This is a genomic window from Vibrio artabrorum, assembly GCF_024347295.1.
GTDB classification, from domain to species: domain Bacteria; phylum Pseudomonadota; class Gammaproteobacteria; order Enterobacterales; family Vibrionaceae; genus Vibrio; species Vibrio artabrorum.
This window is the reverse complement of the sequence record NZ_AP025459.1, coordinates 151,166-163,474: the sequence shown is the minus strand read 5'-3', so window position 1 is coordinate 163,474 and position 12,309 is coordinate 151,166. Positions and strand designations below refer to the sequence as shown.

The following is a 12,309-nucleotide window of genomic DNA, read 5'->3' as shown; positions in this document are numbered from 1 at the left end:
TTGTTGATATATAGCACTTTACTTGAAACACTTTTGCTGTGGTGCAACAATAAAAGCGTCTATCTCATAACTTCATTCGTAAGCTGGCGACTATGCTCAACCAAATTAACCTGTCTGATATTCGTTCTTTCGTGCTGATCGCTCGTTTAGGTAATTTCACCAAAGCGGCGGAGGAGTTGGATGTGTCGCGGTCCCACGTATCACGTCAAGTGAGTAGCCTCGAGAAGCAGATGGGCGTGACACTGTTTATCCGCACCACTCGAACCTTGAGGCTGACGCACGCAGGGCAAGATCTGTACGCGAGATGTGAACAAGCCCTCGATAATATCGACCAAGCGCTGATTGCTGCTGTCGATGATGTCGAAGAGGTGCGCGGTGACATAAAAGTAAACTGTGTCGGCGGTTATCTGGGCGAGGTGATCATTGCGGATCTAGTGAATGAGTTTATGCAGCTCTACCCAGACATCAGCATCAGTCTTGATTTCAGTAGTCACCGAGTCGACTTGATTGAAGACGCGTTTGATATCGCTTTTCGTATGGGAAGTCTTGACGATGCGGGCTTTATCGCGAGAAAGTTATTGGATATCGAAATGGGAACACTCGCGAGCCCAGAGTATTTCACTCGTAAAGGAAAGCCTAGTCACCCCAAAGACCTCATCCACCATGATTGCTTAACGGGGTCAGTGCGGAAGTGGAGTTTTCAAGCTTTGGACGATACCAAGAAAGCGGTCGATGTGCATGTGACGGGCAGATTGCAATGTAAGAATGGCCGAGTATTGGTGCAGGGCGCGAAGTCGGGCAACGGAATTATTCGTGTACCAACCATCTATTGCTTGCAAGAGCTCAACGAAGGGCAACTGGTGCAGGTGTTTGATGAGTGGGTCGTACCGAAAGTGGATTTTTCAGCGATCTATCATCGAGACCGCTATCAACCGAGCCGAATTCGAACCTTCATTGATTTTGTCAAAGGCCGTTTTGAGCAAATGCCAGTCAGCTAAATAGTGCGTGCTGTCCATTGTTTGCAATAGAGCGGATTTGCTTGGGCTTACATCTCGTCGATTTCGTTTTGTAGGTTTTCCAACTGCTCTAGAATCAACAAGAACTTCTCGCCGAACGGCGTCACTTGGTATTCAACTCTTGGTGGCAGTTCGTTGAACGTTTGTTTATCTAAAATCCCAAACTCCACATTTCGCTTCAAGCATTCATTCAATACCTTGGTCGATAACCCTTCGACCGAGCGCACCATTTCACCAGGGCGATTAATGCCATTTGCCAGTAATTGGTAAACCGTTAGCGACCATTTACAGCCGTAGATGGTTTCGACCATGCGAGCTGAGCGCTCTGGTGCTGATTTTCTTGAAAAAAAGTTTTCCTGAGTTTTCATAAAGATGTACCAATAAGTACCTACCTAACCGATTTGTACTTACTATTCATAGTGTTAGTTCAAAGCCTAAGATTACCACGTTCACATGACTTAGGAGATAACAAAATGAACTTCACTAAAAATGGTATTGCAGTCGTAATCGGTGGCACAAGTGGTATGGGCTTTGAAACCGCGAAGCAGTTAGTCGCTCAAAATATCCATGTGTTGGTGGTCGGCAATAACCCAACTAAGTTAGATAAAGCGGTGTCAGAGCTGCAATCGCTCGGTCACGCTTCGGGCTGGCAAGCTAACCTTTATGATGATGCAAGTGTGTCTCGTCTTATTGCGCATTTAGAGTCGCTCGAAGAAGGTATTGGTTACCTAGTGAATGCTGCGGGTTACTTCAACCCTAAAGCGTTTATTGAGCACCAAGAGTCTGATTACGAGCAGTACATGCAGCTGAATAAAGCTACCTTCTTCATCACTCAAGCGATAAGTAAGTTGATGATCAAGAATGGCGGCGGCAGTGTAGTTAACGTTGGCTCTATGTGGGCGAAGCAAGCAATCAAAGCGACGCCATCTTCTGCCTATTCAATGGCTAAAGCTGGCCTGCACGCATTAACACAACACATGGCAATGGAACTGGCTGAGCATAACATTCGTGTGAATGCGGTGTCTCCGGCCGTGGTTAAAACGCCGATTTACGAATCTTTCATCAAACCTGAAGAAGTGGATCAAGCGCTAGAAGGTTTCAATGCGTTCCACCCGATTGGTCGAGTTGGTTTGCCGGAAGACATCGCCAATAGCATCTCTTTCTTACTGTCAGACAGTGCAGATTGGGTAACAGGCGCAATCTGGGATGTTGATGGTGGTGTGATTGCTGGCCGCAATTAATTAGGCTTCTTTTTAGGTGGTGGCTGTCGCGTAAGCAAAATTGCAGCGAGATGGCCTCCTTGATCAGTATTCGCGTAAAATAGAAACAAGAAAGGCAACAATAATAACTAAAACGATAACAAGAGTAAGGTCGCCATTATGTTCAACATGGATTTTTCAAAGAGACTGGTTATAGAAACCGAACCGTTAGATTGGGTCGCAAGCCCAGCCAAAGGGGTATGGCGTAAGCCGTTAGAAAGAGAAGAGAAAGAGTCGGGCCACACGACCAGCGTGGTGAAGTACGATCCTGAATCTTCGTTTTCTGAGCATCCACACCCACAAGGCGAAGAGATCTTCGTATTAGACGGTGTGTTCTCAGATGAAACCGGTGACTTCCCTGCTGGCACTTATATCCGTAATCCGCCGGGCAGCGCGCATTCGCCATCAAGCAAGGATGGCTGTACGATCTTGGTTAAGCTCAACCAGTTTGACGCGAGAGACTTGGCTCAAGTTCGCATCAATACTCTAGAAACAGAGTGGCTTCCGGGTATTGGCGGCTTACAAGTGATGCCACTGCATGAGTTCGAACACGAGCATGTCGCGTTAGTGAAGTGGCCGGTTGGCGAACGTTTTCAGCCACACCGTCATTTTGGTGGTGAAGAGATCTTCGTGTTGTCTGGTACCTTTAAAGACGAACATGGCGAGTATCCAAAACGTACATGGCTGCGCAGCCCACACATGAGCGAGCATTTCCCTTATGTAGAAGAAGAGACGGTTATCTTAGTGAAAACAGGGCATCTACCACTAACATGATGACTATCACGATGAACAAAACAGAAAGCCGCTGACTAAAAGTCAGCGGCTTTTTAACTTTCTATTACTTATGTGGGATTACTTTTTATTCATGAGAGCATTAGTAAGCGACACCAATACGTTGGCGTGGGAACTTGCCAGCTTCGAGTTCATCAATCATCGCAATAGCGTAATCGCTAACGGATATTTTGCTGTTGCCATCTTGGTCGGTTAGCAGTTGGTCGCCACCTGTACGGTAGGTTGATAGTTTCTCGCCCGGGAAGATTTCTGCTGCTGGGCTAATGAACGTCCAGTTAACCTCGCTGTTAGACTGTTTGAACACTTCAAGCGCTTCACCTTGTGCTAGCGCTTCGTTTTTATGCTCTGCGGGAAAGGCCGGAACGGTAACTAACGGTACGTTTGGCGCTACTTCTAGTGACCCCGCACCACCTACCCAAAGTAGACGTTCGATACCAATGCTTGGCAGTGTATCAAGCAGCTTAGTTGCAGTGCTTTTTACGATGTCGTGATTGCCTAGAGCACGTCCGCCAATCGAAGCAATAACCGCATCAACGCCTGAGAAAGCCGTCGCTAGACTGGCTGCGTCATCTTGTAAATCAAATGAACGAACCTCAACATCGCTGATTTCTACACGGCTTGCATCTCTTACAACAGCAACAACTTCATGTCCGCGAGCTTGAGCTTCTTGAGCGATGTGACTACCAATCCAACCTGATGCGCCTAATACTGCAATTTTCATAATGTCTCTCCAATTATCTGATTTATTGAGTCTGTTTCTCGACAGCCACTGCAGTCTAATAGATCACTATGTTGCGATAAATATCATAAAATGATGTAGATTGTATCTATATAGTTACCTAATAGGCTTGGTTCAATGGATAAGGGAAAGTGTGATGGATAGGTTGACGGCGATGCGTAGCTTTGTTGAAGTCGCAAATTGTGCCAGCTTTACTCAAGCGGCAGAGCATTTGGACATGAGCCGCTTACAGGTTTCACGTCATGTTCAAGAGATCGAAGGGTGGTTAAAACAAAGGTTGTTGCACAGAACCACTCGTAAGGTGAGTTTGACGGCAGCTGGGGAAATGGCCTTACAGCGCTGCGAGAAAATACTCCACGAAACGGCGGAGCTAGAAGTGAGCACACTTAATCAAACCGATACTCTTTCAGGTGTGATTCGAATTGCTGCACCCATTGGTTTGACTCAGCACATGTTGTTGGATGTGGTTGAACAGTTCACAGAGCTTCATCCCAATATCACGGTCGAATTGTTTGCTTCTGACCGTTTTGCTCAGCTGGTGGATGACAGAATCGATATTGCGCTGCGTTATACCGATCAACCTGACGATAGCTTGATTGCTCGTAAGTTAATGGAAATTGATTCGGTGGTGTGTGCATCGCAAGCTTATTTAGACAAACATGGTGAACCTAAAACGGTCGAAGAGCTTCGACAGCACAATTGCTTTCGTCATTTGAGTGTCTCTAAGTGGGATTTCGTTAAGGATAATCAGCACTTTTCGGTTGAGGTCTCTGGGACCATTAAGGCAAACGATGTTGGGGTATTAACCCGCGCGGCACAGCATGGAAAAGGGGTTGTTCGATTACCCTGTGACCTGGCCAATCCACTGATTTCTGATGGCAAATTGAAACGAGTTTTAGATGATTTTGTTTCACCAAGTAGTGTGCTTTGGGCGGTGTATTTATCTCGCAGTTATCAGCTACCTGCTGTTCGTCAGTTCATTGATTTTACGGCAGAAGCTTGGTCTAGCGACATCAAGTCTGGCGATGTTTGAAACTTCATAGGCAATGATACATAGCGATAGAATTTTAAAAGTTCATAAATACAAAAATCCGATATCAATGGTGATATCGGATTTGAACTCAATAATTCAGAGTTCCAGCACGCTCTCCTCTCACGAAGTCTTTTACACGTATTTATGTACGGATAATCGGGTGCTTATCGCCTTATCGTTGATGTCAGGTAAAGGCTGATAAAAGTTTTTGGTGATATCGGATAATACTTGGTCGTAGACTTGTGACACGACACTAGAGATATCACTGGTGAGTTCGTATAGGTTACCTGTGGGCTGAACGACTTGGTGGCTCGATGCAATCTCTGTGAGTGTATGCATAGATCGCGTGAAAATCGGCGCCCCGCTGCTGATTGGACAGATAATCGACAATTGGTTGAGTTTACGGTGCATTTGAGATGCGTAGAACTTGAATCTCAAATACTCCTCGGGATTTTCTATATCGGCTTTTTCTATTCCAGGGATACACATTCTTAATTTGGTCAGGATCTCCATGCAATCTAATACCTGTTGCCAATGCACGTGATATTCTCGGCTCATATCTTCTCGCTCAGACTGAATCAGCCAGATGATCATCACTTCATCCATCAAGAACATGCTATGGCGAATGGTTTTTCCATGAATCGATTGGTTACGTACCAAGCTACGGTTTTGCCAGTCACTGTGCATGGCGATGAGCTTTAGGTGATAGATACGATACATAGGACGACTATCGAATGAGACATGAGATTGAAGCAGCTCAGATACCTCAAGTATGTTGTCGTAAATCTCGTTCACTTTACGAATCGAGTCGCTAGATAATTTATAAGTCAGAGCGTAATGCGTTGCCGCGCGATGTTTACGTGATAACAACAATAACTCTCTAAGGAGAACTAGGGTTTCAAACCTGTGTGATAGCGCGGTTTGTCTCTTCCTTGAGAAATGATACAGGGCCACAAGTACTAATAGAGACAACCCAACTGAAATAACTACAAACATATTCAACTCCTAATATTTGTATACCGACTTAGTGGTAGTGCAGACATTGTGCCAAAGTAAATAAATGTCATATTTCAGTTGGTTATGTTTTTAGTACGATTATGGGTGGTCAATGTTGGTGCATAACTTCACCATTCAAGTGAATGTTTCTTATATTTTGCAAGATTTTTTGAGAAGCCATTCTTTTTTAAGAGATGGGTTGAGCCGGTATCAATAAGTAGACCGATATCGGCGATTGCTCGCTAGCTCGTCTCAAAATATAGAAATTAAAAAGGCCTCACTCTTTATCTACTTTTAACGAGAAAAAGTAGTAAGAGTGAGGCCTTTTAATCTGTATTTCTAAGTTTAGTGGCCTTCAATGCTAAGTGCTTAGCATTGAGGATTAAACGTTACGCAAGCTTAAGGTCAAATTCAGTACGGTACATCACCATATCTTCAATGGTCAGTACTGGCATGTTGTGCAGTTTACCGAAAGCCACGATCTCTGGTGCTTTTGCCATCGTGCCGTCTGGGTTTGTTACTTCACACAGTACACCTGCCGATTGAAGGCCGGCCATTTGCATCAGATCCACGGTACCTTCTGTGTGACCACGGCGAGCAAGTACGCCACCTTTACGCGCGCGCAGTGGGAATACGTGGCCTGGGCGAGCAAGGTCTGTAGGCTTAGCCGTTGGGTTTGCAGCAGTCTTAATCGTTGTGACACGGTCAGCGGCTGAAACACCGGTTGTGACGCCCACTTTTGCTTCGATAGTGACCGTAAACGCAGTTTGGTTGGCGCTGTTGTTGTCAACAACCATAGGTGGCAGTTCGAGTTGGTTTGCTTGCTCGTCTGTTAGACACAGGCACACAATGCCACTGCATTCGCGGATCATCAGCGCCATTTGAGCATTGGTTAGGTGTTCTACTGAGTAGATGATGTCGCCTTCGTTCTCACGATCTTCATCGTCAAGTAAAAGTACGCCACGACCTTCGCGTAGCGCTTGCAGTGCATTTTCAACGCGAGTGATTGGTTCGCCAAATTCGGCTAGTAGTGAAGACTGATTCATGGTTAAACTCCTAAAATATCACCAGAATCAGGGCTGTATGAGGGATCTCAACCGAGCACAACAAAGCCAACTCATTACCAGTGGGCTTTAGCTCATTGTGGTTTAATCCAAAACGAATTGCACGCGTTTGAGTTGAAGGTTTTAACACCATAAATAGGCGTACCTTTTAACTTAAACACGTGTGTTTCCATCCTCTCTCATCCGGACTATGACCGTCGGCTCTGGTATCTCACCAGATCTGCTGACCTCGACGAATCGAGCGCTCGCGGGCTTATCTTTAGATTGATTTTACTAAGGACATACCGCCGGTGGGGAATTTCGCCCCGCCCTGAGAATAAAAATTAATAATCTATTTAGCTTTGAAAGCACGTCAGATGGTAATCCTTTCAATAGTGGATTTAAAGGACTGACAGTAAAGTTTTTCAGATTATGTATTGATCACTTAGCAAATGTTCACTTTATCATCACAATGTTACCAAGAAGATTTAGATTTGGATTGGCTGTGTTTGATTCGAGTATTTGTAAGGTGAATATTACGGCTGCTTCGAGGATTTGCTATGGTTATAGCATGACGGCTCGTTGACTATTTTGACACAAAATTGATATTGGAAATGGTAAGCTACGATAGCATTCGACTACTTTTCTTAAAAGATCTTAGCTATGACCTCTCTTTTTCGTAACAAATCCAAAGGCTTATTACTGCTCGTTCTAAGTTTATATTCTCTAGTACCATTTTTGATCTTTGGGGCGACCTCTGACTTTGGCAGCTCGGTTTTGCCTTTCTATGGCGCCTTCATGACTTTTGTGACTTATTCAGCGGGCAATCAAGGATTCTTAATCACATTAGCGGTTCTGTCTTTATTGCTGCTTACACTCAGGTTTTCCAACGCTAAGTTAGTGAGCCTCGGTCTGCAGTTCGGCCTGTTACTGGTTCTTAGTTTCGCGGCTAAAACCGTCTTAAAGCACTCAACTGAAAGCCCGCGTCCTTATTCTGAGTATTTGGTTGCGCAGGACGTGGTTAAAACACCTGAGTCATTTTATGAGCTGCCATTGGCTGAGAAAAACGCAGCCATTGAATCTGTACAAGATAAGGTCAGTGAATGGCGAACCCGTCATTGGCTGGGGGAGACGGACTACTCTTTCCCATCTGGACACATGATTTTCGTTGGTGTTTGTTTGGCGTTTTTTGGTGGTGTGTTTATAGAAGCAAAGCGTTTTTATGCGGTTGGAGGCCTATTGGTATGGGCCGGTGGTGTCGCTTATAGCCGAGTTTGGCTTGGTATGCATCGTCCAGAAGACTTAGCCGGATCGATAGCCTTTGCCGCTTTAATTTATCTGCTGGTGCCAATAGTACCAACACAAAAAATCGAACCTTTACTCCCTAAGTTCTTAAGATCCGCCTGAATTTTAAAACGTTAATATAATATTGGATAGCCGATGACAAGCTGACACTCTCGTTATTGATTGAGCCCGAGTTCTGCTTGTTTCTTTTTGGTTAGCCCTAAAGACACTATTCGGTGTGATTCAGTGAGGTAGTATCTCAGTTCTTCATCTTTGTCTGGTGTGCTCGCAAAAAGCTGAATCCATTTCATGCCACGCGAAGCAAAGTAGGGCGCGGGTTTATAGCCTGACTCTTCTTTGAGAAAGTCGAAATTTTGGTCGGATGCCTTAAAGATAAACGCAGGCTCATTTTTCGGTCCCCAACCACCAATCGCAAACACCTTGCCACCCACTTTCCAAACGTGCGAGTTATTCCACTGCATCACATAACGGGTTGCAGGCAGTGACTCGCAGAATGCATTGAATTCGTCGTAAGTCATAGAACGTCCTAGTATCTATTGGGTGTTTGATCTGTGTTGGTTTTAAGATGTCTTTTCCGGTCTTTATCGCCAATAACTAGCCAGCTAAACCCTGCCAGATTGCGGTAAAGCCACTGATAGAACATAGCAGTAATGAACCAATGCGTATCTTCTCTTTAGGGATGCTTTGTGTTGTCATCAATGCCACTTTATAACCCAACCAAGCCGCAGGCAGCAAAGGGATAGTAATGATTAGATGGTGCACGGTGAAGAAGCCAATCGGGATCTGTACCAGTAACGAGATGATCGAACTAAACACGAAAAACGCAGAAAGGTTACCACGAAGCTGATTGGCATCTTGGTGTTGGAGCAGCAGTGCCATCGGTGGACCACCAATACCCGAGCTGGTGCCAAAGAATCCAGAGAAGAACCCCGCAATGCCCATCTTAGTAGGGGTTGGTTCAAGTCTAAATGGCAGAAGGCTAACAATCACAGCAAATACCACCAATAAGCCTAGCCAAAGTGATAGTAAGCTTGTTGAAACCATCACCAACAAAGCACCGCCTGCCAATGAGCCAGGAATACGCCCCAGCAATGCGATTTTTAATCCGCCAATCGAGATATTCGCTCGATGTTTAAAAGCGTTGAATAACGAGATAAACAGCCCAACTAAACAGATAGGTGCAGGTACATAGTCTGGAGAGACCAAAAACAGCAGTGGGGCTGCAACAATGGCCAAACCAAAGCCGATTGCGGTTTGCACAAACGAGCCGACAAAAATGAGTGCCATTGCGATAAGGACGGTCTGATCTATGTATTCCATAAGCCTGCGGATTAGTTTTAAAGGAGCGGGTGGATACTATAAATGAAAACCAAAACAATAGTCTTATTATTGAGTGAGGTTGATGCAAGTTTCGCTAGCTATAAACTCAATTATAGCGACACCAAAAAAAGCGAGTGTGTATCTCAGGATGCCTCCTTTCAATACTCACTCGCTTTATTGGAACGACTTGTAGTTTACGCTAGTGGGGGAGTTAGCATAAAACGTTAAGCCATTGCCAATTTCAGTCGTTCAATCGGTTTGTCGTTGATAGGCAAATGGATAAGTGCTGCTGCAAATGCCAGTACCACCGTTGACCACCAAATTGGCTCGTAAGAACCGTAGTAATCGTAAATACGACCGCCAACCCAAGCACCTAAGAAACTACCCACTTGGTGAGTAAAGAACACCAAACCGTACAACGTTGACAGGTAACGTGCACCGAAGATCTGACGAACTAAGCCAGAAGTTAGCGGTACTGTACCCAACCAGCAGAAACCAATTGCCGCACCGAAGATAGCCGCGGTTGCTTCCGTTACAGGTAACGTTACAAATGCACCGATAACGACAGTCCGAATTAAGTACAGTGCCGACATTACGTGACGCTTACTGAACTTATCGCCCATCACTCCCCAAAAGTAAGATCCGAAGATGTTGAAAATACCCACATAAGCCAGTGCCATTGCCGCGCTGCTTGCGGGGAGATTTTTGTCGGCTAAGTAACTTGGTAGGTGCGTCGCAATGAACATCACATGGAAGCCACAGACAAAGAACCCTGCGTGAATTAGCCAGTAACTTTTGTTCGAGAACGCCTCAGATAGCGCTTGTTTCAATGTTTGATTGTCCTCTGCTTGTAGCGGTTTATTCGTCGCCGACTTTGGCGCTCGCATGAATAGCGCAAAAGAGATCATTAAACAACAAAGTACGGCAAAGACTTGCATTGCACTCTGCCAATCAAACTCATTCAGCATGTATTGAGCTCCGGGAATTACCGCGAACATACCAAATGAACCAGCAGCCGTGGTTAAGCCGAACGCTTTCGCTGCATGCTCTGCGGGTACTACCTTTGCTACCGCACCTAATACGATCACATAGCTTGTTGCACTTAATCCAAGGCCAACGAGTGCGCCCAGTGAAACGTAAAGCATGCTCGATTCGGTAGAAATAGAGGTAAGAAGTAAACCCAAACCGTAAGCACATGCGCCAGCGATAATGATGCGTCTTGCTCCCCATTTGTCAGCAGCCATCCCCACAAAAGGTTGGAACATACCGAACAATAGATTTTGCAGCGCAATTGCGAAGCTGAAGAACTCTCGACCCGTGCCGAAATGCTCTGAAATTGGCATCATGAAAATGCCGAATGATTGTCTGATCCCTAGACTGATAATAAGTGTGCCTATCCCTAGCCATACCAGTAAAGGAAAACGGAAAATGCTCATTCTAATACTCTTAAATTAATGGTGGTGATGTGAGTGGTCTTGCGCTGACATGTGTTGGTCAGCCATCTCATGGTGGTGTTGGTGCCCTGAATGCTCATGCGCTGATTGCTGGTGGCAGCCACTACTCACGGCATGCTGAGCCAAGAGATCAATCAATGGCCGACTGTGATGCACAATAACCAAACTAATGACGAGACATAGCGTCATTCTGGCCAGTTGAGCAAAAAGAGATTGTGAAAACATACGGTGTTGCCATGCGCTCAATGTTGTAAGAAGTCGCGCATCATAGTGATGAGTCGGGTATGTATCAAATGACCATTTGTGATGTAGTCTATGCGTTTTATGCATAGATTGTCGCTTGAATGGAATCGGGACAAAACGTGTTCAATAAATGAGAAAACTTGAAGCTCGTTGGTTAATAGAAACAAGTATCTAATTAAGAATAGAAGTCTAAATAGAGGATTATAACCATCTGTTTAATTTGGGTTTTAACAAGGATGTAAAGACTAATATACAAACTAATCACTAAGCAACATTGCTTGTTCACTCGACTTATCTGTCAAACATCGTAAATTTGGGCGTAAATCGTTTCAAAACTGCTGAAACGCGATGTTAAAGATTCAGGGAGAGTCATTCACATGGATAAAGATCATAATTTTCGCGAAAACTTACTGGCACTGATCTTAGGTAGCGCTCTGGTATCGCTTGGCGTTATCTTTTTCAATCAAGTCGGTTTGCTCACCGGAGGCACGGCTGGTTTAGCTATCTTTATTACCAAAGTAACAGACCTAAGCTTTGGCCAAGTGTTCTTCGCGCTTAACTTGCCTTTCTATATTTTGTCGGTTACTCGTATGGGCTGGCGTTTCACCATCAATACCTTTATTGCCGTTTCGATTGTTTCGTTCGCCGTGGATCACTTGTATCACGTGATTCAGATTGCCGAAATTCATGCATTGTATGCCGCTTTACTTGGTGGTGGCTTGATTGGTACCGGCATGCTGGTGATTTTCCGTCACAAGATGAGCTTGGGTGGCTTCAATATTCTGGCGTTGTTCTTACAAGAACGTTTTGGCATTCGAGCCGGTAAGGTTCAGATGGCACTGGACTGCACGATTGTTGTGCTTTCTCTGTTCATTGTTGATGTGTCATTAGTTCTTCTGTCTGTGCTTGGTGCGATAGTCACCAACTTGATTCTAGCAATGAACCATAAGCCAGGGCGCTATCAACCCGTGGTAAAAGCGGAAGCAGCATAGTTCGGTTCGCTCAAGCACTCGATTCGCCTAAGCAAAGAGTGATTTGCAGATTATGAAAACAACAAAGCCAGTATCAATGGCTGGCTTTGTCCTATTGAAATAACGGATTCGATGTAA

At 45.0% G+C, this 12,309-nt stretch carries 14 protein-coding genes and 1 riboswitch; of the genes, 7 read left to right on the top strand and 7 right to left on the bottom strand.

The window, feature by feature from the left end; all coding sequences use genetic code 11:
* Nucleotides 1-92: 92 nt before the first annotated feature.
* Nucleotides 93-998 carry a LysR family transcriptional regulator gene (locus tag OCU36_RS14900; protein ID WP_261840338.1) on the top strand — a complete coding sequence of 302 codons (906 nt, stop codon included), beginning with the start codon at nt 93-95 and terminating at the stop codon, nt 996-998.
* Between the two features lie 47 nt (nt 999-1,045).
* Here OCU36_RS14900 and OCU36_RS14895 read toward each other — a convergent pair whose 3' ends face one another.
* Complete coding sequence (locus tag OCU36_RS14895; RefSeq protein ID WP_261840337.1) at nt 1,046-1,384, bottom strand: winged helix-turn-helix transcriptional regulator; 339 nt, start codon at nt 1,382-1,384, stop codon at nt 1,046-1,048.
* Between the two features lie 105 nt (nt 1,385-1,489).
* Here OCU36_RS14895 and OCU36_RS14890 point away from each other — a divergent pair, with 105 nt between their 5' ends.
* Both OCU36_RS14890 and OCU36_RS14885 read left to right on the top strand, forming a co-directional pair.
* Nucleotides 1,490-2,257, top strand: a complete 768-nt coding sequence (locus OCU36_RS14890) for an SDR family NAD(P)-dependent oxidoreductase (RefSeq protein WP_261840336.1) — start codon at nt 1,490-1,492, stop codon at nt 2,255-2,257.
* 138 nt (nt 2,258-2,395) lie between these two features.
* A complete protein-coding gene (locus tag OCU36_RS14885; protein WP_261840335.1) occupies nt 2,396-3,049 on the top strand; it encodes a cupin domain-containing protein in 654 nt (217 codons plus the stop codon).
* A 100-nt stretch (nt 3,050-3,149) separates the two neighbouring features.
* Here OCU36_RS14885 and OCU36_RS14880 read toward each other — a convergent pair whose 3' ends face one another.
* Complete coding sequence (locus OCU36_RS14880) at nt 3,150-3,788, bottom strand: NAD(P)-dependent oxidoreductase (RefSeq protein ID WP_261840334.1); 639 nt, start codon at nt 3,786-3,788, stop codon at nt 3,150-3,152.
* Between the two features lie 154 nt (nt 3,789-3,942).
* On the opposite strand from OCU36_RS14880, the gene OCU36_RS14875 reads away from it, so the two are divergent.
* On the top strand, nt 3,943-4,839 hold the full coding sequence (locus OCU36_RS14875; protein WP_261840333.1) for a LysR family transcriptional regulator: 897 nt from the start codon (nt 3,943-3,945) through the stop codon (nt 4,837-4,839).
* A gap of 132 nt (nt 4,840-4,971) precedes the next feature.
* Here OCU36_RS14875 and OCU36_RS14870 read toward each other — a convergent pair whose 3' ends face one another.
* Both OCU36_RS14870 and ribB read right to left on the bottom strand, forming a co-directional pair.
* Nucleotides 4,972-5,835 carry a hypothetical protein gene (locus OCU36_RS14870; RefSeq protein ID WP_261840332.1) on the bottom strand — a complete coding sequence of 288 codons (864 nt, stop codon included), beginning with the start codon at nt 5,833-5,835 and terminating at the stop codon, nt 4,972-4,974.
* Nucleotides 5,836-6,224: 389 nt separating this feature from the next.
* Entirely contained in the window at nt 6,225-6,881 is a 657-nt protein-coding gene (gene ribB / locus OCU36_RS14865) for a 3,4-dihydroxy-2-butanone-4-phosphate synthase (protein ID WP_017054827.1), read from the bottom strand.
* A gap of 185 nt (nt 6,882-7,066) precedes the next feature.
* Nucleotides 7,067-7,221: riboswitch (FMN riboswitch) on the bottom strand.
* A gap of 320 nt (nt 7,222-7,541) precedes the next feature.
* Between ribB and OCU36_RS14860 the strand changes: the two genes are divergently transcribed.
* The gene (locus tag OCU36_RS14860) at nt 7,542-8,285 is read left to right on the top strand and encodes a phosphatase PAP2 family protein (RefSeq protein WP_261840331.1); all 744 of its coding nucleotides are present in this window, start codon (nt 7,542-7,544) and stop codon (nt 8,283-8,285) included.
* 53 nt (nt 8,286-8,338) lie between these two features.
* Here the strand turns inward: OCU36_RS14860 and OCU36_RS14855 are convergent, their stop codons facing one another.
* From OCU36_RS14855 to OCU36_RS14845, 3 genes are all read right to left on the bottom strand, one after another.
* Nucleotides 8,339-8,701, bottom strand: coding sequence for an MmcQ/YjbR family DNA-binding protein (locus OCU36_RS14855; protein ID WP_261840330.1), 363 nt, complete (start codon nt 8,699-8,701; stop codon nt 8,339-8,341).
* Nucleotides 8,702-8,777: 76 nt separating this feature from the next.
* Nucleotides 8,778-9,503: a sulfite exporter TauE/SafE family protein gene (locus OCU36_RS14850; RefSeq protein ID WP_261840329.1), complete on the bottom strand. Its 726-nt coding sequence runs from the start codon at nt 9,501-9,503 to the stop codon at nt 8,778-8,780.
* Between the two features lie 224 nt (nt 9,504-9,727).
* Nucleotides 9,728-10,939 (bottom strand): MFS transporter, encoded by a 1,212-nt coding sequence (locus OCU36_RS14845; RefSeq protein ID WP_261840328.1) that lies wholly within the window; start codon nt 10,937-10,939, stop codon nt 9,728-9,730.
* 29 nt (nt 10,940-10,968) lie between these two features.
* Between OCU36_RS14845 and OCU36_RS20050 the strand changes: the two genes are divergently transcribed.
* Nucleotides 10,969-11,118 (top strand): hypothetical protein, encoded by a 150-nt coding sequence (locus OCU36_RS20050; RefSeq protein WP_315972669.1) that lies wholly within the window; start codon nt 10,969-10,971, stop codon nt 11,116-11,118.
* Between the two features lie 459 nt (nt 11,119-11,577).
* Nucleotides 11,578-12,192: a YitT family protein gene (locus OCU36_RS14835; protein ID WP_261840326.1), complete on the top strand. Its 615-nt coding sequence runs from the start codon at nt 11,578-11,580 to the stop codon at nt 12,190-12,192.
* Nucleotides 12,193-12,309 lie beyond the last annotated feature (117 nt).